The organism is Thermodesulfobacteriota bacterium (assembly GCA_034189135.1).
Lineage (GTDB): Bacteria > Desulfobacterota > Desulfobacteria > Desulfobacterales > JAUWMJ01 > JAUWMJ01.
Genome location: JAXHVO010000074.1, coordinates 13,135 through 37,888 on the forward strand (window position 1 = coordinate 13,135; position 24,754 = coordinate 37,888).

At 47.1% G+C, this 24,754-nt stretch carries 22 protein-coding genes and 1 pseudogene; 20 read left to right on the forward strand and 3 right to left on the reverse strand.

What is annotated here, in order from left to right:
• Positions 1 to 157 precede the first annotated feature (157 nt).
• Both SWH54_10995 and SWH54_11000 read right to left on the reverse strand, forming a co-directional pair.
• Positions 158 to 1,504: a sigma 54-interacting transcriptional regulator gene (locus SWH54_10995; protein ID MDY6791780.1), complete on the reverse strand. Its 1,347-nt coding sequence runs from the start codon at positions 1,502 to 1,504 to the stop codon at positions 158 to 160.
• Positions 1,505 to 1,722: 218 nt separating this feature from the next.
• Positions 1,723 to 2,952, reverse strand: coding sequence for an MFS transporter (locus SWH54_11000; protein ID MDY6791781.1), 1,230 nt, complete (start codon positions 2,950 to 2,952; stop codon positions 1,723 to 1,725).
• 502 nt (positions 2,953 to 3,454) lie between these two features.
• On the opposite strand from SWH54_11000, the gene SWH54_11005 reads away from it, so the two are divergent.
• The 20 genes and pseudogenes from SWH54_11005 (at position 3,455) to SWH54_11100 (ending at position 20,632) form a co-directional block, all read left to right on the forward strand.
• A complete protein-coding gene (locus SWH54_11005) occupies positions 3,455 to 4,873 on the forward strand; it encodes an adenylate/guanylate cyclase domain-containing protein (GenBank protein ID MDY6791782.1) in 1,419 nt (472 codons plus the stop codon).
• A gap of 305 nt (positions 4,874 to 5,178) precedes the next feature.
• Positions 5,179 to 5,931, forward strand: a complete 753-nt coding sequence (locus tag SWH54_11010; protein ID MDY6791783.1) for a DUF547 domain-containing protein — start codon at positions 5,179 to 5,181, stop codon at positions 5,929 to 5,931.
• A 14-nt stretch (positions 5,932 to 5,945) separates the two neighbouring features.
• Positions 5,946 to 7,277 carry an APC family permease gene (locus SWH54_11015; protein MDY6791784.1) on the forward strand — a complete coding sequence of 444 codons (1,332 nt, stop codon included), beginning with the start codon at positions 5,946 to 5,948 and terminating at the stop codon, positions 7,275 to 7,277.
• A 69-nt stretch (positions 7,278 to 7,346) separates the two neighbouring features.
• On the forward strand, positions 7,347 to 7,757 hold the full coding sequence (locus SWH54_11020) for a rhodanese-related (seleno)protein (GenBank protein MDY6791785.1): 411 nt from the start codon (positions 7,347 to 7,349) through the stop codon (positions 7,755 to 7,757).
• A gap of 42 nt (positions 7,758 to 7,799) precedes the next feature.
• Complete coding sequence (locus SWH54_11025) at positions 7,800 to 8,327, forward strand: rhodanese-like domain-containing protein (GenBank protein ID MDY6791786.1); 528 nt, start codon at positions 7,800 to 7,802, stop codon at positions 8,325 to 8,327.
• A 105-nt stretch (positions 8,328 to 8,432) separates the two neighbouring features.
• Entirely contained in the window at positions 8,433 to 9,890 is a 1,458-nt protein-coding gene (locus SWH54_11030; protein ID MDY6791787.1) for an FAD-dependent oxidoreductase, read from the forward strand.
• A gap of 18 nt (positions 9,891 to 9,908) precedes the next feature.
• Complete coding sequence (locus SWH54_11035; protein MDY6791788.1) at positions 9,909 to 10,607, forward strand: TVP38/TMEM64 family protein; 699 nt, start codon at positions 9,909 to 9,911, stop codon at positions 10,605 to 10,607.
• A 230-nt stretch (positions 10,608 to 10,837) separates the two neighbouring features.
• Entirely contained in the window at positions 10,838 to 11,749 is a 912-nt protein-coding gene (gnd, locus tag SWH54_11040) for a decarboxylating 6-phosphogluconate dehydrogenase (GenBank protein MDY6791789.1), read from the forward strand.
• A gap of 15 nt (positions 11,750 to 11,764) precedes the next feature.
• Entirely contained in the window at positions 11,765 to 13,354 is a 1,590-nt protein-coding gene (gene zwf, locus SWH54_11045; protein MDY6791790.1) for a glucose-6-phosphate dehydrogenase, read from the forward strand.
• A 40-nt stretch (positions 13,355 to 13,394) separates the two neighbouring features.
• Positions 13,395 to 13,727 (forward strand): arsenosugar biosynthesis-associated peroxidase-like protein, encoded by a 333-nt coding sequence (locus SWH54_11050; GenBank protein MDY6791791.1) that lies wholly within the window; start codon positions 13,395 to 13,397, stop codon positions 13,725 to 13,727.
• A 106-nt stretch (positions 13,728 to 13,833) separates the two neighbouring features.
• Positions 13,834 to 14,745 carry an arsenosugar biosynthesis radical SAM protein ArsS gene (arsS, locus tag SWH54_11055; protein ID MDY6791792.1) on the forward strand — a complete coding sequence of 304 codons (912 nt, stop codon included), beginning with the start codon at positions 13,834 to 13,836 and terminating at the stop codon, positions 14,743 to 14,745.
• An 89-nt stretch (positions 14,746 to 14,834) separates the two neighbouring features.
• A complete protein-coding gene (pgl, locus tag SWH54_11060) occupies positions 14,835 to 15,572 on the forward strand; it encodes a 6-phosphogluconolactonase (GenBank protein MDY6791793.1) in 738 nt (245 codons plus the stop codon).
• A gap of 17 nt (positions 15,573 to 15,589) precedes the next feature.
• Positions 15,590 to 16,345 (forward strand): 4Fe-4S double cluster binding domain-containing protein, encoded by a 756-nt coding sequence (locus tag SWH54_11065; GenBank protein MDY6791794.1) that lies wholly within the window; start codon positions 15,590 to 15,592, stop codon positions 16,343 to 16,345.
• 2 nt (positions 16,346 to 16,347) lie between these two features.
• Positions 16,348 to 16,992, forward strand: a complete 645-nt coding sequence (locus SWH54_11070; protein MDY6791795.1) for a TIGR04282 family arsenosugar biosynthesis glycosyltransferase — start codon at positions 16,348 to 16,350, stop codon at positions 16,990 to 16,992.
• Positions 16,985 to 17,779 (forward strand): sterol desaturase family protein, encoded by a 795-nt coding sequence (locus SWH54_11075; GenBank protein MDY6791796.1) that lies wholly within the window; start codon positions 16,985 to 16,987, stop codon positions 17,777 to 17,779. Before SWH54_11070 ends, SWH54_11075 begins: the two co-directional genes overlap by 8 nt.
• 293 nt (positions 17,780 to 18,072) lie before the next feature.
• Positions 18,073 to 18,249: a hypothetical protein gene (locus SWH54_11080; GenBank protein MDY6791797.1), complete on the forward strand. Its 177-nt coding sequence runs from the start codon at positions 18,073 to 18,075 to the stop codon at positions 18,247 to 18,249.
• Positions 18,246 to 19,013 carry a DUF362 domain-containing protein gene (locus SWH54_11085; GenBank protein ID MDY6791798.1) on the forward strand — a complete coding sequence of 256 codons (768 nt, stop codon included), beginning with the start codon at positions 18,246 to 18,248 and terminating at the stop codon, positions 19,011 to 19,013. Before SWH54_11080 ends, SWH54_11085 begins: the two co-directional genes overlap by 4 nt.
• Positions 19,010 to 19,843, forward strand: coding sequence for a 4Fe-4S binding protein (locus SWH54_11090; GenBank protein MDY6791799.1), 834 nt, complete (start codon positions 19,010 to 19,012; stop codon positions 19,841 to 19,843). Before SWH54_11085 ends, SWH54_11090 begins: the two co-directional genes overlap by 4 nt.
• Positions 19,844 to 19,894: 51 nt before the next feature.
• Positions 19,895 to 20,287: pseudogene (locus SWH54_11095) on the forward strand (4Fe-4S dicluster domain-containing protein).
• Positions 20,288 to 20,491: 204 nt separating this feature from the next.
• A complete protein-coding gene (locus SWH54_11100) occupies positions 20,492 to 20,632 on the forward strand; it encodes a 4Fe-4S binding protein (protein ID MDY6791800.1) in 141 nt (46 codons plus the stop codon).
• 255 nt (positions 20,633 to 20,887) lie between these two features.
• Here SWH54_11100 and SWH54_11105 read toward each other — a convergent pair whose 3' ends face one another.
• The gene (locus SWH54_11105) at positions 20,888 to 24,046 is read right to left on the reverse strand and encodes a CHAT domain-containing protein (GenBank protein ID MDY6791801.1); all 3,159 of its coding nucleotides are present in this window, start codon (positions 24,044 to 24,046) and stop codon (positions 20,888 to 20,890) included.
• Between the last annotated feature and the right edge of the window lie 708 nt (positions 24,047 to 24,754).

The window sequence follows — 24,754 nt, forward strand, 5'->3', positions numbered from 1 at the left end:
AAAAAATAAGTTCACAGTTTTCGCGCTCAGATTCAGGTCGGATTTGATCGATTCGAATAAATGAACCCACTGAAATAGAATTCCATTTCAGCAGGTTCGCAATTGTGAATCGGTCGAAGATGGCCTGAAGATGAGATGCGAAAATGTGAGGAAACCTCTAATTGTTCTTAATTTCATTTGGATGCTCTTTAAAAAATCTATACAGCGTGGCCCGACCGACCCCCAGAAGCCTGGCAGCTTTTGCTTTGTTCCCCCCTGTTTTGATCAGGGCCTTGTTCACCCGGTCAAGATCCAGCTTCCCGGACGGGCCACGTTTTTGAAGGCTGTTTTTAGCAGTTTTAAATTCCATGGGAAGGTCATTTGGTTTAATCACTTTGTTGCGGCATTTCACAATGGAAAATAAAACCACATTTTGCAGTTCACGAACATTTCCCGGCCAGTTATAGTCCATCATGACAGAGAGCGCTTCATCGGAGAACTTCTTTTTCTTTTGACCTTCATTTTCCGCCTGATCCAGAAAAAAATCTATCAGAAGGGGAATATCGATCTTTCTTTCACGCAGCGGGGGAATATTTACCGGAATCACACTGAGCCGGTAAAAAAGATCTTCCCGAAACCTGTTTTTGCGTACTTCCCTTTTAAGGTCCTTGTTGGTTGCGCTGATGACACGGACGTTGACCGGTATGGCTTTTTCTCCGCCCACCTTTTCAATGATGCCGTCTTGCAAAAACCGCAGCAGCTTGACCTGCAGCATTTTGGGAAGTTCTGCAATCTCGTCAAGCAAAATACTGCCGCCGTCTGCAAGCTCAAAGCGTCCCTTTTTATCACGGATGGCGCCGGAAAAAGCCCCTTTCACATGACCGAACAGCTCACTTTCAATCAGCCCTTCGGGAAGGGCGCCACAGTTAATCGGCACAAACGGCGCGCCTCCGCGCTGGCTTTCATTATGAATTGCCTTGGCAACCAGTTCTTTGCCTGTTCCGGTTTCTCCAAAAATGTGCACCGGGTAATCATAGCTGGCCACATCTCTAATCTGCCTGAACAGCATGAGCATTTTACTGTCCCGACCGATGATATTGGAAAACCCGGTGGATTCTGCAACACTTGCCTTAAGCTGTAACAGGTCAGTAATGTCCCTAAAACAGACCAGCACTCCGAAATCCCGGCTTTGGTTATCTTTCATCATCACATAAGACATTTCAACCTGCCGGGGCTCACCGTCTTTTGTCGTTATGGTTGTTGAATATTCGGCTCTGGCAGTCAACACCGAGTCGTTGGCAAGAAAAGTGCATTGCCCTCCGCAGAAAGGCATGCCAAACGCTTTATGGCACTCCTTACCAAGAATGTCTTTTCTGCTGTACCCGGTGATGTTTTCCGCCTCCCGGTTAAAATAAAAGATGCGCCGATTCAAATCGTGGGCAATGATGCCGTCCTTTAAATTGTCAAGAACCCGTTCCAGGTTCTTTTGATTGGATAATACTTTTTCAAGAGATAACTTAGGCATAATAAATATAGATAACTATTATGGGGATAATAGAAAGGAAATAACATAATTAACCGGTTTTATCAACCATGTAAATCATATTCAAACCATCTTACATGCGCAGGGGTGTAAGTGCTAAATCGTATTTAGCCGGATCATCGGGTGCCGTTTTCAAATCACCTGATGTTAGTATATTTCTATCATACCGGTTGCATTTAAGGTTCTATTGACCCATTTTACTATAATAGAGAATTCACTCTTTGGCTTTGATCATCCCCCCATATTGTAAAGACGATTGTACCGACCACGCCAAATGAAAATGCAACCAGAAAGTTGACGGCCGGTCCGAGCATCCACAGGAAGGCACCTGAAAATGCCGCGATGGAGACCACCACGTCACGGATGAGATAATACAGGCCGAACATGCCTGCCTTGCGATCTTCCGGCGCAAGATCCATGATCAACGCTTTCCGGGTGGGTTCACCAAATTCTTTTAACCCTCGCAGGATAAATGCAAGCACCAGCAGTTGAAACGACTGACAGAATAGAAGCACCAGGGGAAAGAGGGTAAAAAAGATAAAGGTTGTGACCACAAAGGGCTTCTTTGTGCTTTGGTCGACAAAATATGCCACCGGAACATAAATAAGCATCGCCACCACCATTTCAATACCGCTTAAAAAACCAAACTGGACGGCGGAAACGGGGTTTGCAATGGTCTTCATGCTCCATATTACCACAAAAGCATACGGAATCTGTTCGCAAAACCTTACCAGAATATCAGCAACAAGGAGTCGTTTAAGGGCGGGGCTCATGTAGCGTAACAGTTTTAGCGGATTTTTTTCCGGTGACACATACCCCTTTTGGGATGCCTGCCCATGATCGTCTTCGATCAGGCTTTGCTGAACGATGGTTGCCACCACGGATAACAGCAGTGCAACCACAAATGCGGCCCGAACGCCGTCACGCTCTCCCCATAACCCGATGCAAAGCCCTCCCATAATCGGTCCAAGCGCCATGGGGAATCTTCTCACCAGGGAAAGCATGGAGACCCCCATGGTTCTCTTATTCATTGGAAGCACCTTGGTAATCAGGCTCATGGTTGCCGGCAGCGATATGGCAGACCATGACAAAAAAAACACGGCACCCACCAAAACAGCCTGCCATAACGGAATAAAAATAACCATAAGATATCCACACATGGCAAAGAGGTTGAACACCAGCAGGGCTCTTTTGGTGCCGATTCTGTCGGAAAGATAACCGCCCGGATAGGCGTAAAGAGCGGATAAAAGATTATCAAGGCCGTTTAAAAGGCCTATGGAAATCACACTGCCGCCGATTGCGATCAAGTAAACCGGAAGAAACCGCTCGGCCATTCTCTCGCCCATACCCACCAGGATGACCATAAACAGCATGCCGATGGTGCTTCTGCCCAGGCCGAAAAATGCTAAAATGTGTGACAGGCGAGACATGGATATGATAAATCCTTAAAGAAAAACTTTCAGAAAATAGCCACCCCGGTACCGTCTAACTAAGCCACAGGTTGTAACTTCCATGGAAATTGTCATATTACTTTGAACGCCTGCATTTTTTATAATATCAACATATTTGTCAATATCTTCCTGTATATTATCGTATTTTGCGCATCCAGCCAAAACGTTCCTGCTTTAAAAAAAATCCCGCCTGAGCCTTTGTCCCCACGCTTGTTCAAACAAACCTTTTAGACCTCATATGTCGGGGAAACTCGCACCGCATGGAAAACTTCAGTCTCCATTTTGTCATGTTCTAGGCATAATTATTGCAATCAATAAAAGTTACTAAAAATAGGAAGATTTGATTGTTACACCATTTTTATTAAATCATGGGCGATTTAGATAGGGTTCACGAGATTCTATCGTTCCGCTGAAAATTGGAGTTGACCGCTTCTTTTTGTGTAGGTTGTGGGTTATTCGCCGATGCTTGGGGTTTTTCATTATGACAAGTAAAAGTGGAAAAAACAGTGTCAGGGAAATCGTCTTGCTGGGAGTATTCTGGCGTATATTGATCATTGAAGGAATACTGCTGATAGGGACACTTATATACGCGGCTTTAACCGAAGATAAGGGATCTGTAGAACTCTTCTGGTATGCCATAAGAATCTTATCCCTTGTAGCAATCATCGTTTTGTTCATGATGATTACGCTCAAGAGCTTCCTTGAAAAACGAATCATTTCACCTCTTGAAACCATTGCCTCTGCCAATCAGCGTTTCCAGAACGATGACTCCTCAGCAAGGGAGGTAAGCCTGCCCGGAGACGCCCCTAAAGAGATCAAGGGAATCCTTTCCTCCCGTACACAGATGTTGGACACCATACTGAAGATATCAGAGGAACGCCTGCACCTTGTCAAATTTATTCGAGACACCTTCGGTCGCTATCTTTCCAAAAAAGTGGTTGATGAAATCCTTGAGTCACCGAATGGCAGGGAAATCGGCGGAAGAAGAGAAACAGTGACGATCTTGATGTCCGATCTTCGCGGCTTCACCAGCCTGTCTGAAACCAGAGATCCCGAAGAAATGGTGCAGCTTTTGAATCGTTATCTTGAACGCATGTCAAAGGTCATTATGGAATATGATGGGATGATAGATGAGTTCATTGGCGATGCAATCCTGGCAGTTTTCGGCGTGCCCGAAAAACATGATGATGATCCTCTGCGTGCAATTGCCTGTGCCCTTGCAATGCAAAATGCGCTGATGGAATTGAATCATGAGCTGATGGGTGAAGGTTATCCTGCCCTTGAGATGGGAATAGGGGTCAACACCGGATCGGTCATTGTGGGCAATATTGGTTCAGAAATGAGAACAAAATACGGTATTGTGGGAACCACCGTTAACATCGCTTCCAGAATAGAATCCAATACTATTGGCGGGCAGGTTCTTGTCGGAGAAGCCACTTACCGTCTTGTCAAGGAGTGGGTGACCTCAGCTCCTACCCAGACCGTTATGATGAAAGGGTTAAAAAAGCCCCTGGTAATATATCCGGTAACTGCTATCGGGCCACCTTATGATGTTGATTTGGGCTTTCGGGTGGCCGGTAAGAATGGTATTGAAATCAGCCTTCCCTTTCACTGCTGGAAAGTGGAACACAAAAAAATAGCGAGCGAATCCATGTCGGGGGAAACCATAACCCTCAACGATAACGAGATAACCGCGTCAATTGAAACCCGTCTTGAACCCCTGACAGATATTAAACTGATATTTGATTTCTGTACGGACGCCCATTGTTTTGACGATATTTATGCTAAGATTTTATCCTCTGAAAAACAAAAAGATAAAATGATCACCCTGCTCAGAATTACTTCTATCAACCAAAAAGACAGGGATATTCTCACGAAATGGATTTCAGAGATATCTTAAGCCTCGTAACCGGAGAACAAAACGAATAACTAGACAGGATAAATCAAATCCCAATCGCGTGCAACGTCTGACGCAGAAATGAATGAACCTTGATGCTATGATAGCTGAACAAGGCTCAGTAGACGCTGGTTGCATATCATGTTTGGTTTGATTTTTTTTCGTGGCAAGCATTCTTTTTGCTTTTGCATTTGCTCATGTAAGGATTCAAATGCCCAAACGACATATGGTAAAAACCAAATATAAAATTGCTCTGTCTCGCATCCTAATTGAACGACTGGCGTAAACACAGGAAGAAGGAAAACACCATGATGTTTCACAGGCACAAAATAGGTGTGGCTGCTCTGTTATGTTTTCTGATTGTGGGCTTGACAGCCACAGCCGCTCAAGGATTAGACCACAGCCTTTATGCCGGGTTGCTAAAGAAATATGTGAACCACGGCGCGGTGAACTATCAGGGGTTTAAAAATGCAGAATCGGTCCTTGATCAATATCTAAAGAAGTTGCAAAAAGTCGATTCCAAGATGCTGTCGCGCAATGAGCAATTTGCGTTCTACATCAATGCTTACAACGCCTGGACCATTAAGCTTATCCTCAGCGGATATCCTGGGGTGAAATCCATTAAAGAGCTGGGAACCCTGTTTAAAAGCCCCTGGAAAAAAAAGATTTGCCGTATTGACGGCAAAATCATGACCTTAGATGACATTGAGCATGGTATACTCAGACCGGAGTTTAAGGACCCACGGGTTCATTTTGCCATAAATTGCGCCGCTAAAAGCTGCCCTCCTTTGCGATCGGAGCCATACCACGGGGATGCATTAGACCAACAACTGGATGAAATGACTGGGGCGTTTATTAACCATCTTGAAAGCAATCGCCTGGAAAACCACATGCTTTACGTGAGCAGTATCTTTAAGTGGTTTAAGGAAGATTTCAATAACGATATCATCGGCTTTTTTTTGAAGTATGCAAAAGGGGATCTGAAAGGTCAACTGGAGGCCGATAAAGAAAAGATTAAGGTTAAGTACCTGGACTATAATTGGTCTCTTAATGGAAAATAGAAAGAAGGCAAGTGGTGGAAAACGACCCATTCGTCAAATTAAATAGGATGAGATTTGCCTCGCTCATAGCTGTTGCAACTGGCCTTATGTTGTCCAGTGAGTCTCTGGCTTTACTGGGAAACAACGCAGGCGTGGCGGGGATGTCCTTCCTGATTTTTATACCTGCAGCTATACTCCTTCACCTGGTCACTGCTTTCAGTTTGGGGGAAATAATGTCCCCTTTCCCTGGCCCAGAAGCTGAGGCTCGGTTCATAAGAATGGCTTTGGGTCCCGTATTTGCCATCGTTTTTCCTATCGGTGCGCGGGTTTTGTTCACCGTTTGCGCTGCTACCGGAATCCTGGCTACGGCCGGTTATGTGTTCAACGAGACGTTCCTTTTTTGGTTTCCAAACTTAGGTTTCTCCTTTTGTTTGCTGGGAATTCTGGTCTTAATAAATCTACTCGGATCTAAGTTTTCGAAGACAGCTCAGATTATGTTTGTCTCGGTGGCCATTTTGGGCCTCTTGGTATTGTCCATAGGAGGCTTGTCAGGATGGGAGAATGTTCCTTCAGTAGCAGAGAATGCCAACCCCCCGTTTTTCCAAATCGCACGGGCAGCATTGTTTGCTCCGGTTATTTTTTTGGGATATGATCTGGCTGGGATGACCATTGAAAGGACAAGGAGGCATCCCTTTGCTCTGGTGAAGGCCATGGTCGGAGGACTTTTGTTAGTTGGTTTGATATTCTATCTGTGGGGAGTCGTTTCCCTAAAATACGTATCACCCGGCAAATTAGCTGACACGACAATCCCTTATACGATTACAGCTAAAGCCATTATGGGCGAAAAGGGTAGGATTTTCATGGGAATAGTAATTCTGTCGGGCACCTGCGCTGCTGTAAATGCCTTATTTATGGCTGTTTCCAGAATGATTGCGGGTATGAGCACCCAGGGTCTCTTGCCATCTCTTTTGGGACCGGCCCGAAATGGCGCGCCGATTCCGCTTATCTTTCTGGGGATATGGACAGGGGCCATGATGGCTGTTGGGATGGCCGGAGAACCGGCATTGGCAGTATATACCAGGGCAGGTATGTGGCTTTGGCTTTTTAACTATGCCGTGATTCACCTTTGTGTTTTCATAATGAGCAGGCGTATGCCTGAAAAATCGAAACACATTCAGATTCGGGGTTATCGGGTATTTCCTATAGTCGCCTTTGCGGTATTGATTATGATTCTTGTTGGGCTGTTGTGGACCGATGATGAATCAATACTTCTTATAAAGTCTATTTTTTTAATTGTGGCCGGTCTCTCTTTTTACGGTCTACTATGGATTCGTTTTAGCGGAAAAGTGACAGGCTTATCAAAGTAGTAATACCTGGATCTGTTTCTTGGGCAGGAAGCAGAAAAACCATAACACGAAACATAAGGAGGAAAAAAGATGAGAGCAAGATTAGTTAGACTCGTTACAGGGATAATCGGTGTGGTTATATTATGTATGTTGGCCCAATCGGCCATCGCGGCTGAGGTTCCCAGGATGACAAAGGAGGAGCTCAAGGCAAAGATTGGCAATTCTGACGTTATAATCGTGGATGTACGAGCTGGAAAGGACTGGAAGGGAAGTGAGTTTAAAATCAAGGGAGCAGTCAGAGAAAATCCGTCAAAGTTTAGTCCCTGGGCTGAAAAATATCCCAAGGACAAGACCCTTGTGCTTTATTGCGCCTGACCAGATGAGGGTACTAGTGCCGGGACGGCACAGAAGCTTATGGGAAAGGGATACACAAAAGTTTACGCTCTCAAGGGAGGCTGGCACGAGTGGTTCAGGGCCAACTATCCCGTTGAAGAGAAGTAAACTATAAAGAGTCATATTCTATCTAAAACGCTGAGTGTTATCATGAAAATTGATTCTTTTATATTTCATACGAAAAGACATGCAAAAAGAAAGTTATCAGTCTGGAGACTACCGCTTCTTTATCTCATTATCTTTGTCCAAGCCCCGGTCGCGGCGGAATATTTGACTGATGCGGCTAAGAAACGCAAAATTGATGAAATGTACCAAGGTTACCAAAAGGATTTTCCCACAGTAAAGGATTTTTCGGCAGAGCTGACCCTTGAGATTATGGACCGGAAAAAAATAATTCTGGTGGATATCCGAAAAACCAAAGAGCAGGCCGTGTCTATGATTACCGGGGCAATTACGGAAACGAAGTTCAGGCGAAACCTTTCCGCGTATCGGGACTATATCGTTATCGGATACTGCACCATCGGTTCAAGAAGCGGTAAACTGGCTTCCAAGCTCAAAAAGAAAGGCATCAGGATGTTTAACATGCGGGGAGGAATACTGGCCTGGCTCCATGCCGGGGGAATCGTTCATAAGGATGGCAAGCCGGTGAATCGGGTGCACGTATACGGCAGGAAGTGAGATTTGGCTCCTGTGACCATAAAGCCTGTGTGGTAATTACCACTTTGAAGGCACGTGTTTATCTGCGTTAAAAAAATTATAAACCAGTACAATGGGGAGGACCTCATGGCAGAATATGATTTTGATATTGGGATAATCGGTGGTGGCTCCGGGGGGCTTACCGTTGCGGCAGGGGCATCCCAGTTTGGAGCCAAAACACTCCTGGTAGAAAAAGAGAATGAACTGGGGGGCGATTGCCTCCACTTTGGCTGCGTTCCCAGTAAAACCCTGATCAAATCCGCTCATATCTATCATTTTATGAAAAATGCAAAAGAATTTGGCCTTCCCCAAACGGAATTACCACCGGTGGATTATAGGCAGATTGCAACAAGAATTCAATCGGTGATCCGCACCATTCAGAAGCATGATTCTGAAGAAAGATTCTGCTCTCTGGGTGTAAAGGTGGAATTCGGCAGCCCGACCTTCTCCGACGAACACACCATCCGGTTAAACGGAAAAACATATTCAGCCAAGAACTGGGTGATCTCAACGGGCTCATCACCTGCAATTCCTCCCATTGAGGGCCTGAATCAGACCCCATATATCACCAATAAAGAAATTTTTTCTTTGGACCATCTGCCCGAGTCCATGGCTATACTGGGCGGTGGCCCCATTGGAATCGAGATGGGCCAGGCGTTTTGCCGTCTGGGAACGAAAGTGTTTATTATTGATCGTGACAATCAGATCCTTGTCAAAGAGGACAAGGATATGGCGGATGGAGTTATGAATGTGATGCGTTCCGAAGGAGTTGTATTCCATCTAAACGCTTCCATTGAAGCAACCAAAAACAAAGGCTCTGAAAAAGAAGTCATTATAAAGGATGCGGATGGGAACACCAGGCGTTTGAAGGCGGAGTCCATACTTGTTGCTCTGGGAAGAAGTGCCAATGTTGAAGGGCTTGGCCTGGAAGATATCGGCATTGAATCTAGCCCAAGAGGCATTAAGGTGAATAACCGGTTGAAAACAAAACACAAGCATATTTATGCGGCAGGTGATGTGACCGGTGGATATCAATTTACCCATGCCGCAGGATATGAGGGGGGCATTGTGATCAGCAATGCCATTTTACATTTTCCCCGAAAGACCGACTACACCTTTCTTCCATGGTGTACTTACACAGATCCCGAACTTGCCAGCATTGGCATGAATGAAAAGGCCGCCAGGGCAGCCGGAATTAAATATTCCATTTGGACGGAAGCCTTCAAAGATAATGACCGCAGCCTGGCAGAGGGCGAAAGGATTGGAAAGATAAAGATGATCCTGGATGAAAAAGAAAAACCCCTGGGCGTTCAGATTTTAGGGCCCCATGCCGGAGAACTGCTCGGGGAGTGGGTGGCTGTCTTAAACGGAAAAGTGAAGCTTTCCACCCTGGCTGCTGCCGTTCACCCCTATCCGACGATTGGTGAGATCAACAAGCGTGTGGCCGGCTCGTTCTTTTCTCCCAAAATATTTTCTGAAAAAATAAAAAAGGGGCTTAAATTTTTCTTTCAGCTCAAAGGCAGGGCCTGTGAGCTGAAAGAATAGGCACTAAGGAGCAAAACCATGGAAGCAGCCACACCACAAACGGTAAAAAGCCGGAGTCGAGCCCTATTCAAGGCGGGCATCTTTCTTGGGTTTATTATTTTGGCCATTTACCTGATTCGTTTTACCCCGATTAAGAATTATCTTACCGCACAAGCCCTGGGGGACTTTCTGGAAATAGCAGGATACTGGGCGCCGGTGCTGTTTGTGTTGATCTACACCGTTGGGGTTTGTGTGTTTTTGCCGGGAACATTGCTGACCGGTCTGGGAGCCGCCATTTTCGGAGCTTACTGGGGCTTTTTATATGTCTGGATCGGAGCCATGTTGGGCGCAAGCGCTGCATTCTTTATCGGACGAACCCTGGGAAGGGAGTTTGCTGCCTCGCTGATCGGAGACCGGCTTAAAAAATATGACGATGGCATCGAACGAAACGGTTTTGCCACAGTACTTTACCTGCGCCTGGTCTATTTCCCGTTCACACCCATGAATTTCGGTATGGGGCTAACCAAGGTACACTTCCGTGATTATTTTTCCGGTACCGGTTTAGGTATTATAGTGGGAACATTTATTTTCACGTTCTTTATCGGAACATTAAAAGAGGTATGGGCATCCGGTAACTGGGGAGAGCTGATATCTTTTAAGGTTTTCTTTTCAATCGGATTGTTCATCTTTTCATTCTTCATCCCAAAGATCATTAAGGCGGTAAAGGGAGAGAAATAAGTTAATATGCCTTTGTATGTTTTTAAATGCATATATTTGATAAGCAATTGAAAGAAAGAGCTTTTCATACAAGGTGAGCCAGTTTCAAAATGTTCAATTTTGTTCGAGATCAAGGAAGGTGAAAATTTTAACCACAGGAATACATGGAGTATTTCGAGGATTAAAATTTGAGCCTGACGCAGATATCGGACAAAAGGGGACGTTTTGAAATTGGCTCAGGAGGATATTAAATGCAACTAGCGATAATCGGATTGGGTCGAATGGGTATGAATATGGCAAAAAGACTTTTGCAGGGAGGGCACCAGGTCGTCGCTTTTAACCGAACACCAGGCAAGACCGACCAGTTGGCCAAAGAAGGGGCAATCGGAGCCTACTCTATTTCCCAGGTGGTGGATAAACTTTCTCCTCCCCGTATCGCATGGATCATGCTGCCGGCCGGCTCCGCGGTGGATAAACATATCAACCAGCTAAAAAAAATACTGTCTCCCAACGATATTGTGATTGACGGTGGAAACACCTATTACAAGGACGATATTCGAAGGAGCACCCTGCTTGCCAAAAGTGATATTAATTTTATGGATGTGGGTGTCAGCGGAGGTATATGGGGCCTGGAAAAAGGCTATTGCCTGATGATTGGCGGGGAAAAACAGACTTACCGGTATGTTGAGCCCATATTTAAGACCCTGGCCCCCGAAAAAGGATATCTTTTTTGCGGAGGTGTGGGTGCCGGACATTTTGTTAAAATGGTCCATAACGGCATTGAATACGGCATGATGCAGGCCTACGGTGAAGGATTCGATATTTTAGAAGCATCCCCTTACGGTGAGTCACTGGACTATGCCGCAGTGTCGCACCTTTGGAATCAGGGGAGTGTGGTTCGCTCATGGTTACTTGAACTGATGGAATCCGCCTTTGGAGACGATCCTAAACTTTCGGATATCAGAGGGTATGTGGAAGATTCGGGAGAAGGCCGCTGGACCATACAGCAGGCGATCGAAACCGGCGTATCGGCACCGGTCATTGCTTTATCTTTAATGCGCAGATTTCGATCTCAAGTACAGGATTCTTTCTCAGATAAAGTGGTGGCCGCCCTTCGACGGGAGTTTGGCGGGCATAAGACCAAAGCGGCAGGCATGAAGTGAAAAGTCAGGTAATGGATGAGAAAAAATATTCACATGATTCACAAGGATAAAATACTCAACAGCGGAAATGCCACTATAGCCGGAGCGACCGCCCCGAATCTTGAGATTCCCCGTGAATCCTGCCTCATAGATGGCATTCCGGACTCCTGTATGATCGTTATTGTAGGTGCATCGGGTGATCTAACCGCCAGAAAAATTATCCCTGCTCTTTTTAATTTATACCTGAATAAGGGCTTGCCCGATCCCTTCCATATTGTTGGATGTGCCCGTACAAAGCTGACCCATCATCAATTCAGAGACAAGATGAAAACCGCCATGCTGACCTCAGGAAATCTTGATGTAGCAAAATGGGAGGCCTTTGCCCAATTGCTCCACTATCAGGCTCTTGACTACATGGAACCCTCTTCTTTTGTAAAATTGGCCGGAACTCTCAGAAAACTGGATAAAAAGCACGGCACCGGAGGAAACAGGGTCTTTTATTTAGCCATTCCCCCGGCTCTTTATAAATCAACCGCACAAAAGCTGGGCATGACCGGCCTTTCCGTTGAACACGAAGAGGATAACGGTTGGTCAAGTATCGTGGTGGAAAAACCATTCGGCCGTGACCTGAACACCGCCATTGATCTGGACCGAACCCTTCATGAGTACTTCCAGGAGCATCAGATCTTCAGGATTGATCACTATTTGGCCAAAGAAACGGTGCAGAATATTTTGATGTTCCGTTTTGCCAATGCTATTTTCGAGCCGATATGGAACAGAAGGTACATTGATCATGTGAGTATCACCGCGGCCGAAACCTTAGGGGTGGAACACCGGGCAGGGTATTATGAGCAGGCCGGGGTTTTGAGAGATATGTTTCAGAACCATATGATGCAACTTTTGGCCCTAACGGCCATGGAGCCCCCCTCCCTTTTCCAGGCGGACCGGGTTCAGGATGAAAAGGTTAAGGTATATCGATCCCTCAGGCCTTTTCCCACCGGCGATCTCCAAAACCACCTGGTTCTTGGTCAGTATGGAGCTGGATCCATCGGCGGGAAAAGGGTTCCGGCTTACAGAGACGAACAGGGAGTCCGTAGTGATTCCTTGACCCCCACCTTTGCCACCATGGAAATTTTCATCGACAATTGGCGCTGGCAGGGTGTTCCATTTTACCTTGCTTCGGGAAAAAGACTGGCTAAAAAGTTAACCGAGATCATTATTCAGTTTAAAGAAGTTCCCCACTCCTTGTTTCGCCGGACGCTCGGGGAACAGATCATTGCCAATCGCCTGATGTTAGGGATCCACCCGGATGAAGCAATATCACTCACCTTCCAGACCAAGAATCCCGGGGCCAAGATATGCCTCAGATCCGTAACCATGGATTTTCATTATCATCAGAACTATACCGGTCCCAACCTGGATGCCTACGAAAAAGTGCTGTTGGACTGCATGATCGGGGATCATATGCTGTTCTGGCGCCAGGATGGTGTGGAGCTTTGCTGGTCCTTTCTCACCCCTATTTTAAAAGAATGCGAAACATGTGAAAATCACGGCGACAACCTGCTTACATACGACTCAGGGACATGGGGGCCAACAGGGACGAGCGATTTGTTTAACCAAAGATAAAAATCTGACGATTGGACAATACATAAGGAGGTGTTCAGCCATGGAAACTTATTATAAACCGGAAGATCTTCCAAAGTTCGAAGAGATCGGGAAGGAAGCGCAGGATCTGGCCAAAAAGTTTTTTGATTATTATGGGGCTGTATTTTCTGAAGGGGAACTCACAGAAAGGGAAAAATCACTCATCGCTCTTGCCGTGGCCCACACCATTCAGTGTCCCTATTGTATTGATGCATACACCCAGGCCTGTCTGGAAAAGGGATCGAATCTAGGCGAAATGACGGAGGCGATCCATGTGGTAACGGCCATAAGGGGTGGCGCATCTCTGGTACATGGTATTCAGATGCGTAACATAGCCGAAAAACTGTCTTTGTAACAACACGTATAGGGAAACTGCAAAAATGTATTCCGAACGATCACCACACACAACAGAAACGGATGTACAAAAAAGATGTCCAGCCATAGGGCCTTTTCGCCAGACCCTGAGCAGGCATGCTCTCAAATTGGAGCGTAATCAAACAACGACCTTACAGGTTAATTTGGGTTTTCTCTGCAATCAGGAGTGCCGTCATTGTCACCTCTCCGCCGGACCAGGCCGTAAAGAGAATATGAATTCGAAAACCGCGGACCTGATTGTGGATTATGCCAAAAGAAGTTGCTTTGAAATCATAGATATTACGGGAGGTGCCCCTGAACTGAACCACAATCTTGTTTCCCTCATTAAGAGACTCTCTCCCCTTGCGCCAAGAATCATGGTCCGATCCAACCTCTCTGCCCTTAATGATGGCAGCCGCGACCATCTGTTTGAACTGTTTAAAAAACATGGTGTGGTGATAGTGGCTTCTTTCCCTTCCCTGAATGAAAGTCAGACTGAATCACAGCGTGGCCGGGGTATCTTCCGTTTGAGTATCGATGCGTTAAAAAAACTGAACTCCCTTGGGTATGGGAAAAAAGGAACCGACCTGGAACTGAACCTGGTCTCAAACCCTTCGGGAGCGTTTCTCCCTTCATCACAAACTGAGACCCAAAAGCGATTCCGACAGGTCATGCTGAAAAAGTGGGGGATTACTTTTAATCATCTTTTTACTTTTGCCAATGTCCCCCTGGGTAGATTTCGCGAGTGGCTTTTGCAATCAGGAAACCTGGATAATTATATCGAAAAACTGGCTTCGCATTTTAATCCGTGTGCCGTTAAAGAGGTCATGTGCCGGACCATGCTATCTATTTCATGGGACGGCTATCTTTATGACTGTGATTTTAATTTAGCCCGGCGGCTTTACATGGGAGGGCGGAAGATACACGTTTCCGATATGTCAGGACCACCGCAACCGGGAAACCCTATTGCTGTCTCGGACCACTGCTATACCTGCACCTCAGGGGCGGGTTTTACATGAGGTGGAGCCATACAGACCTGAGTTCAGGCTGGAATCAGGCGTTCAGTGGGTAAAAAGAAGGATACCGTGAATATAAAACTTTTTGAGAAATGACCAGCAAACCGATCATCATAATCGAGTCCGGTGTTACAACCCTGGCACGCAAAGGCGCAGAGATATTTTCCCAGGCCGCCTCAGAAACTGTTGCAAAAAGTGGACGTTTTGCCGTAGCCATATCCGGTGGCTCTACACCGAGATCCATGCACCGCCTGTTAGGAGAACACCCTTTTAAATCGGCTATCCCCTGGGACAAAACAGATCTTTTCTGGGTAGATGAGCGCTGTGTTGCAAAAAACCATCCTGACAGCAACTTTGGTGCGGCAAAAAAAGACTTCCTCGCTCGTGTTCCCATCCCCCGGGGACATATTCATCCCCTGCGGGATGATCTTTCCCCTGAGGAGGGAGCACGTTGGTATCAGCAAAAGCTGGTAACATTTTTTCAACTAAAAGAGCACGAATTCCCCCTTTTTGATCTGATTTTCCTGGGAATCGGAACGGATGGACACACGGCCTCTTTATTTCCGGGACAAAGTGCCTTGAATGAAATGAAAAGATGGGTGGTGGCGGTTAAGGGAGGAAAACCGGATGTCCGCCGTCTGACCCTGACCTTTCCGGTGATTAACCGGGGAAAGCAAATTGTGTTTATGATTTCCGGGAAGCAAAAAGCCTCAGTGGTGAAATCAGCATTAACAGGTATTCCATCCGGACTGCCGGCACAACGTGTTCAACCAATAACGGGCAAATTGATATGGCTGTTGGATCGTGAAGCTGCATCTTTGCTTGAATGAAAAAGGAGGAAAAGATCTTGACAACAGCCATCAGAAAAAAAAGGCACACTTTTAATTATACTGAAATGATAAAAAACAAAATCACCGGGTTTGGGGCTGATCTGGTCGGTATTGCCGATATTGAGCCATTGAAAGGGCTCAGAATAGAGCCGCCCGGATTGCTCGATCCTTTTACCAGTGCCGTTTCAATCGCCGTTAAGCTTCCTGTGGCAGTATTTGAGCAAATTGATGACCGCCCGACACCCATTTACAAATCAGTCTACACCACCGCTAATCTCATTTTAGATGAGATTGCTTTTCGCACCGCAATGGCCTTGCAAAACGATGGCTTTCATAGCCTCCCCATTGCTGCATCCCAGGTTCTGGATACGGAAAACTGGTATGCGGCCATCAGCCATAAGGCAGTGGCACGAATGGCCGGGCTGGGGTGGCAGGGCAAAAATCTGCTTCTGATCACCCCTCAATACGGCTCCAGGGTTCGCCTTGCCACTATACTCACCCAGGCCCCTTTGGATGTGGATGGTCTTGTTAAAAATCGCTGCGGAGACTGTACCGCATGCTTTGATGCATGCCCGGCTCAGGCCATAAAAGGCGTAAATACCCAAACCCATTATAACAGCAGGAATGAAGCCATGTATTTTTCCAGATGCGTGGAAAAGGTTACCGGCGAATTCGCCCAAATCCCGGAAGTTGGCGTACCCATTTGCGGAATTTGTATTAAAGTTTGTCCGTTTGGGCGGAAAATGCATGCCAAAGAAACAAATGAAAGATAGATATGAACAGAAATCAAAGCACTTCAACCGATCGGCTGATCATCTTCGGACGCTATCCGGTTCCGGGGCGAAGCAAGACCCGTTTGATTCCCGCCCTGGGCCCGGCGGGGGCTGCTGATCTTCAGCGTCGGCTTACGGAGGATATCTTGGGAACGGTCAGAAGGTTTGCAAGACCTCGCAAAATCGAAGTGGAGATCTGTTTTGCAGGTGGCAGCAAGCAGAAAATGAGTCGATGGCTCGGCTCAAAAGAAACCTTGTCTCGACAGGTACCGGGAAACCTTGGCGAGCGCATGCAGTCTGCATTCTTAAATGCATTTCAAACAGGTGCAAAACGGGTGGTTCTCCTAGGCACCGATATCCCTCAGCTTAATACGGACCACCTTAAACAGACCTTCAATGCCCTGGCCGAAACTGATGTGGTGATTGGACCGAGCACCGATGGCGGGTACTGGCTGATTGGGGCAAATCAGCCTGTTGATCTGTTCAAGGGCATTCAATGGAGCACCGATGTGGTATTCAGTCAAACACTTGCCCTGGCAAAAAAACAGGGGTTAAGGGTGAAAACCCTCAGCCCTCTCCATGATATTGACACGCCGGAAGATCTCAACCAGGTGCTTCCCGGATGGAAGGAGATAAAAAATGTTTGACCTAAACGAATCTTTTATAAGGCTGTTGCTCTTTTGGGGAGGACTCCTTTTCTTTTTTTCACTGGAACTTCTGGTTCCTTATAGGTCCAGCTCGGTATCCAAATTGAAACGCTGGATAAACAATATCTCGTTCACCATATTTAACAGCATCTTGCTGAACCTGATTTTCTCAACAGCAATGGTAAGCACGGCAGCGTATGTGCAAACCAATGAATTGGGCATGCTCAATATGATTGAAGGACCCGCTTGGCTCAAGCTCATTGCCACAGTGGTTTTCATGGATTTCATGTTGTATGTCTGGCATCTTTTGAATCACAAGGTCCCGTTTTTATGGCGGTTTCACCGTGTTCATCACTCCGATTTGAACATGGATGTCTCCACCGCGACCCGCTTTCATATTGGAGAACTGTCCATATCAGCCGTCATCAGGATCGGTCTCATCTATTTTTTAGGAGCCAGTTACCTGGGAGTATTGATATATGAAAGCGCAGTGGTGCTGAATGTCCAGTTCCATCACAGCAGCCTGAAGGTTCCCCAACGGCTCGAAGCCATCTGGTTGGTTTTGTTTGTACCGCCTTCCATGCACCGAATACACCATTCCGTAGTGATTAAGGAAAGGGATACAAACTACGGCGCCATATTTTCCATCTGGGATCGGATACTAGGCACCATGCTTGTCCATGTAAACCAGAACAGAATACGAATTGGTGTAGGGGCCTATCGCAATCCGGATAAGCTGAATTTCCACCAGTTGTTGGCCATGCCTTTTACCAAACCGGTTAAGTGAAAGGTTATGAGCTCGTAAAAAACTTGAATATGCCGCTTCACGGCACTGTAACAGAAAATTACTTGTTTATCATATCAAGATATTATCATTATTTGAATATCGAACAAGAAATTTCCATTGATGAAGTGTTGAATCGTTCCAATCTTTCTCTCTTATTAAAATGATAGAATGCCTAACTTCGACATTCATCATTCCTTGTTCGATATTCTTCGGTTCAAAAACATTAGTACAATTCATTTTATTCAAAGTTTATAACTTTTCGTCTATCAACACTGTAGACAAGGGAGAATACCATGAAATTTGACAAGCCTATTACACGCAGAGAATTAATCGGAAAGCTTTTGCGCTGGTCAGGATATGTGACCTTTGCCGGCGCCGCTCAATGGTCCTTATACCCGCTGCCCGATGCATGGGGGGCAAATAAAGGGTTTATGATTGAGGGCTTCGGTCAACAGATGGCTTTACCGTGAAAGATTTAACCAGAAAGGTGTTTGAAGCCGCAGGGGGAATCCAACGCTTTGTCTCACGCCAGGATGTGGTGGCAATCAAACCGAACATATCCTGGGCCCGGCATCCGCAGCTTGCAGCCACGACCCATCCCGAGGTGCTGACCGCCGTCATCGAGCTGTGTCAGGAAGCCGGTGCCAAGCGAATTCGAATTGTCGATCATACCATCCACGATGCCAGGCGATGTTTTGCCGTGACCGGTGCGGGAAAGGTGGCTAAGGAAACGGGAGCCGACCTGGTTTACCCAAGATCATCTTTAATGAAAAAGATGAAATTAAAGGGCAATCGTCTGGATGTGTGGCCGGTGTTCACTCCCCTGGTGGAAGCGGATAAGGTGATCAATCTCCCGGTAGCCAAGCACCACTCCCTCAGCTCCCTCACTCTGGGAATGAAAAACTGGATCGGGGGAGTCGGAGGCAGCCGCTGGTCGTTGCACCAGGATATCCATCAGAGCATTGTCGATCTGGCACAGTTTTTTAAGCCTGAAATTACTCTGATCGATGCCATTCGTATTATGACTCAAAACGGGCCTTCCGGAGGCAGCACCAATGATGTGACGTTTAAAAACACCTTGATTCTGAGCGATGATCCGGTTGCAGCCGATGCCAGAGCAAGCATGCTTTTCGGCATAAAACCGCAAAGAATCGGATATATTCACCTGGGCCAAAAAGCGGGCTTGGGCACCTATGATTTAACAAAACTTCAAACCAAAAGGGTGGTCCTATGAAAATCCGGCATCTGGTCTGGCTTAGAAGAGTAATTCAAACGGCTTTTTTGTGTCTGTTTCTATTTCTTCTGGTTGAAAGCAGACTTTCCCAGGATATTTATATGGATTATTCCATCGCTTTTTCCACCGGTAAGGATATCAGGCTGGACCAGCCGGTGACCTTTTTTTTTAAACTCGATCCGCTTATCGGTTTGACCTCTCTTTTGTCAGGGCATCGTCTTATAGCTGGATTTCTCTTGGGCTTGGGTGTGCTTCTTATCACTATTTTCCTGGGCCGGGTGTTCTGCGGCTTCATTTGCCCGTTTGGAACCATTCATCATGCGATCGGCAGTATTCGTCCGGCTCTTAAGGGGAATCGGATGATACGAGCCAATCAGAAGACTGAGGCACAGAAGATCAAGTACTTTTTACTTATGCTATTGTTGATCGGTGCCGTGGCCGGCCTGAATCTGTCCGGGCTGATGGATCCCATCGCCTTATTGTTTAGATCCTTGGCCCTGGCGGTGCTTCCCGGCCTCGGCGCAGGGCTCCGTTTGCTTTTCGACGCCATGGCCGGCAGCGATATCAAGGCATTGAACCTGATCAGTTATGGTGCGGAAGTCCTGCTGTCGCCGGTCTTCGGATACCATGTTCAGGCCTATCAAACAGCCGGGTTCATCGGATTGGTCTTTCTGATTATTCTGTTTCTCAACCGGATCCGGCCCCGCTTCTGGTGCCGCGTGCTTTGTCCTCTCGGCGCACTGATGGGTATCTTTTCAAGGGTCAGCCCGCTTAAACTGAAAAAGTATAAAGATAGATGCACAAATTGTAATTTGTGCGTCAAACACTGACAGGGAGCGGCTTCTCCTCATCCGGATCAGGTTTGGGAGGCTGCCGAATGTCTCGCCTGTTTCAACTGTCAAAACATATGCCCTGAGGAAGCGCTCGCTTTTTCTTTTGCCTGGCCACTTAAATTAAACCGAAAACCGGACATCGGCCGACGCGCGGTGATGGGGGGTATTCTGGCCGGTATCTCCCTACCGCTTCTGGGAAGACTTGATGGACGCATGGACAAAGTGGTGGATTCTCGACTCATCCGGCCACCCGGTTCTCTATCGGAGAAGGATTTTCTGCAGCTTTGCCAGCGATGCGGGCTGTGTATGAAGGTTTGTCCCACCAATGTGATCAATCCCACCCTTGGAGAAGCCGGAATGGCGGGCTTCTGGACTCCCCGTTTAATCATGACGCAAGGATACTGCGAATACACCTGTTCCCTGTGTGGAAGTGTTTGTCCAACCGGGGCCATTGCCGACATTACCACCAAAGACAAGATCGAGCGGCCCATCAAAATCGGATCGGCCTATGTGGACAGAGGCCGGTGTCTTCCCTGGTCCGGAAACGCGCCCTGTATCGTATGTGAGGAGGTTTGCCCCACCTCTCCCAAAGCCATTTACTTAAAGAAAGAGACCCTGTTCCGGCCGGGCGGGAAAAAGCTAACCGTGCAACTGCCCTTTGTTGATCTAAAACAATGCGTGGGTTGTGGTATTTGCGAAAACAAATGCCCGGTCAAAGGCCTGCCGGCCATCCGAACCATCAGCGCCGGAGAATCCAGATCTCTGGAAAACCAGATTCTTTTGTGAAAAACATTGGATATGGCTCCTATACTAACTTAAGATTTCCGTTTACTGATTTGAAATAGATTGATCACAGACTCACACAGACGGATACAGTCAGAAAAAACAATAGTGAAATATATCATATTTCACGGAACAGATCTTTGCTCTATCCGACTACGTCCAGCGAAAAGCCGTATGCCCTATAGGATAAAATAATCATTATTGCATCAGCCTTCTTATGAATCGTCGAGGCTTTTCGTATAGTCTCGATGATCTCTGTCAATAGGCTATGCAACGCCCCTCTCCGATGACGATAAATGGTGCCCAAAAAAACGGATGGGCGTAGCTTGCTACAATCTCCCCTGTGGCATGATCTTTCAGCCCAGGCCCATCCATTAGTTTAACCATCGATTTTTGATGTGCAAGCGCCCTTGAAAGGGATATGTCTTCCTTTTGATATCGGAAGAGTTCGGTGGTCAGCTTGTAGGCCGAGGTTGTCTCCACCGGCCACATGGTGACCAGCAGCGCCCGGGCACCGGAATAGAAAAATGCCCGGCCCAGACCACTGACCGCCTCGTTACCGATGCCGTCCCCGGCCCCAGTATCGCAGGCACTTAGTACCACTAGATCTGCATCCAGCTTGAGGGTTAAAATTTCTCCCAAGGTCAAAAGACCGTCTTCATCCAGTTCGGTCACCTCCGGCGCGGAAAAGGCCAGGGCCGGCTGAGTCAGACCATCCAGGTCCCCAGGTAAAAGCGCATGCGTGGCAAAGGCCAGAATCTTTTTCCGTGAAAGATCCTTTGACTTGATGGTGGCCTCAGTTGCCGCTTTTCCCAGAAACACGTCCCGCGAAGGATCGGCCTTAAGGATTGCAGCGATTTTCCGGATCTCATCGGCGGTATCCGGAAGTCGGCAAAGCTGTTCGATACGAACCGATGATAAGTTGGAGTTGTCCAGTTCATCGCCCTTGTCACTGATCCTGATACCACGAATGGCGATATCACCCGACAACACGCTTCTCTGTGACAAGATGGATTGTGTAACCGGCGACTCCTGTAATTGGGCCAGGCTGAAAATAGGATCGCCAAATCCTGCAAATGGTTCGCGCGTCGGGTCAGGTGCGGGAAGCTTTCGCAGGGTCAGCAGCATGGCAGCTGACGGAAGCCTGGTAATGGAAGTCTTGCGGATCAGCCAGGGCACGTGCCGATATTCTTCAAAACGCAGGGTACCTCCAGGAACTGATTTTACCTTCTTTATTGGAAGTACGCCCAGGGGAACCTGGTCCAGCGGCCCATTGATAACCACCAACAGGTTTCGGGCATTCCCCCAACTTGATATCACTGGTCGCAGCATGCGATCATAAATCTCGTAAGCGGTTTCTATGTCGAATTCGGGAATCTCGCTCAGCATCCGGACATTGGGCCGCAGGGCCCGACGCAATCGGCTGACTTTTTGCCGTAAAGCCTCTCTTCCCAGGTCGATGACCGCGAAGGCGGGGTCTCCCCTAGGGGAGATTGCCCAGATACAGGTCTTGTCTTCCAGGGTCCAGATTGCGATAAAGGCCTCTTCGGATGCAAGCTGCTCCTGGATCTGTGCTATACCAGGCGCCCTGGGACGAATGTAACCGGCGTATTTGGGAAACTCTTTCTCGATGTGGGCAATAATGGATATGCGTGCATCCACCAGAGACTGGATGTCGCGTTTTAAGGTCCGCAAAGCCGCGCTCTGAGCACCTCTCGACGCAGCCAAGGCATTGTGAAAGGCCGCCTCAAGACTTCTCAGCTTTTTGCCGGCATCCTGTTCCTGGCGAACCAGCTCGGCAAGTTCCGGATTGGTAAGGGAGGCAGCCCGTGCACTACTCTCGTCCAGGGCGCTGTTCACCCGGTTGTACCTGGCATCGGTAAGCTTGAAGATCTCATCGACGATGTCGATACCATATGCCTTTTCTTTTTGCTGCGAGTAGATTTTAAGCAGCATATCGATATAAAATTGTAGCAAGGTGTTGGCCCGTCGACGTTTTTGAAAGTTACTGTCGGGGGCCTTGATGATGGCTACCAAGTCGGGAATCGCTTTTGAAAACCGTTCATGGGCCGCACGAAACTTATGGTTGTCGTGTAAAGCCATAGCCTCAAGTGCCAGGATTTCGGCAATGTCGTAGGGGTTTTCCAATCGAAAACGCCGATTAAAGCTCCTGGCTTCCCGGATCAGTTTCTCGGCTTCCGGGATTCGCTGGTTTTTGATCAGGCATAAAATCAGGCCAGGATTTCTTCCGGTATGGCGCCGATATAAATACAGGTTGTTCTGCATGCCGGCAAGGGCCCTGTCGTAATAATTTATGGCCGCAGAAAAGTTATACGCGGCGCTCAGTACGTCAGCCCTGAATAGCTGGGCTCTGATCATGATCTCTTCTTCGAGGGACAGCTTTAGATGCTCCAAAATTTCAACCTGGGTGGTTGAAAGAATATCGGCATTGGGTAGGTCACCCTTGGCCAGCATGATCTCTCCTATGGTCCGCACCGCAGCAGCGGTGATGCCGGATCGCTTGCCGTAAATACCCATGGCTTCACTGACGGCAACGCGGGCCTCCCTTTCTGCTTCAACCATTCGGCTCTGGTGCATGAGATTGTTGGCTAGGGCAAGCCGGGCATAGACCGCACCCAGCGGTAGCATCTTACGCTGGGTGTAATAGTAGTTAAGCACCCGGGCACGGAGGTTATAGGCTTTGGCATACTGGCCTTTAGCTTCAAGCAGTTCAGCCTCGGCGGCTATAATGTCGTTCTTGGTACCTTGATCCACCAGATCACCCCCGTAAGCAGTCATACTGTACCGAAACCAACTCGGAAACGACTTATAATAGCTGTAAGCCTTTTTTATAGATTGGCCTGCTCGCGAAAAATTACCCATGCGATGCTGCACCCGGCTTTGAAAAGCCAGGTAAGGCCCTCTTCGCCAGGCCCCTTCGTGGATCATTCCCATAGCGGTCTTGCTAAGATCGATTGCTACTTCGTATTGCCCAGCGCGCATTTCCAGTTCGGCAAGCCAGCGATATAGATTCGAATCCTTAAGGTCGGCCGACATGCCGATATAAATTGCCCGGTGAAGATCGTCGCTTGACTCGCTGAAGCGGTTGAGCTCAAAACGAGCGTGCCCGCGGGATTTATAAAACTGAAACAGGTCACCTTGACTCACGCCGGCCGGAGTAGGATAATCGGCCCGACGCAAAATATCCGCCATATGATCCTGACCGGCATCCTGCTTGCTATCCAGCAGGGCTATGATATCGTCCATTTTCCGGGGTGGGGGCTCCAGAGGAACACTCTGCATGCTGAGCATTACATCGCGGGCTTCCTCGAAACTCATCTTGCATTGCTCGGTGGTTTTGCAGGAAACGATCAGCATTAATGCAGCTAAGGTCAGGCAGATTCTTGACATTTTCATGGTTTGACACCTCCAGTTGTGCGATCAAGGAAATGAAGCCTTAACCGTCAAATCGATAAAAAGTGAATCGTTCATGCCACAGTGTTCAGACAGGTGAGGTAGAGATTAGATGCAGGATAAGAGCAGATACTCAATGTTATAAACTGGTCGCAACCAGTGAAGCTGGCCGACTGTAACTATCGTAAAGAATGTCCATAACTTTAAAATGTGGAATGGTTAAATCTTCGTTTTGCTTTATGCTTTCTGACTTCGTTAAGTGATTAAATTGTTTAGTTATTAAGTAATTGCTGCACTGATCATATCTTTTATTTGTTTTAAGCGCAAATACTTTAATGGCCTACTGTCGTAATAATTTATTCACCTCACAGCTTTTCCCACTAAACGGAGTTGTGCCTGAGAGCCAGAGTTCACAGAGAAAAAATATCTTTTGGTTTGCCACCGTGAAGGACTGCAATTAAAAAAGCCTGTTGTTTAGCGAATAACGAAATCTCATATTATCTTATAATTTAAGATAATTATACCGTTTATCGTTTTAAAACAAACAGTTTAATGCTATCCAGTATTTTTAAAGTTGATTCAATACAGTGTTACCCCAATTGAGCGAAAAAAAGTAGTAATAACCATCTAAAAAAGCTGGAAAAGCCTTTAGAATAAGGGTATACAGATGGTGACGAAACCAAAAACCCAAATTCTGAAAGGCTTTCATAG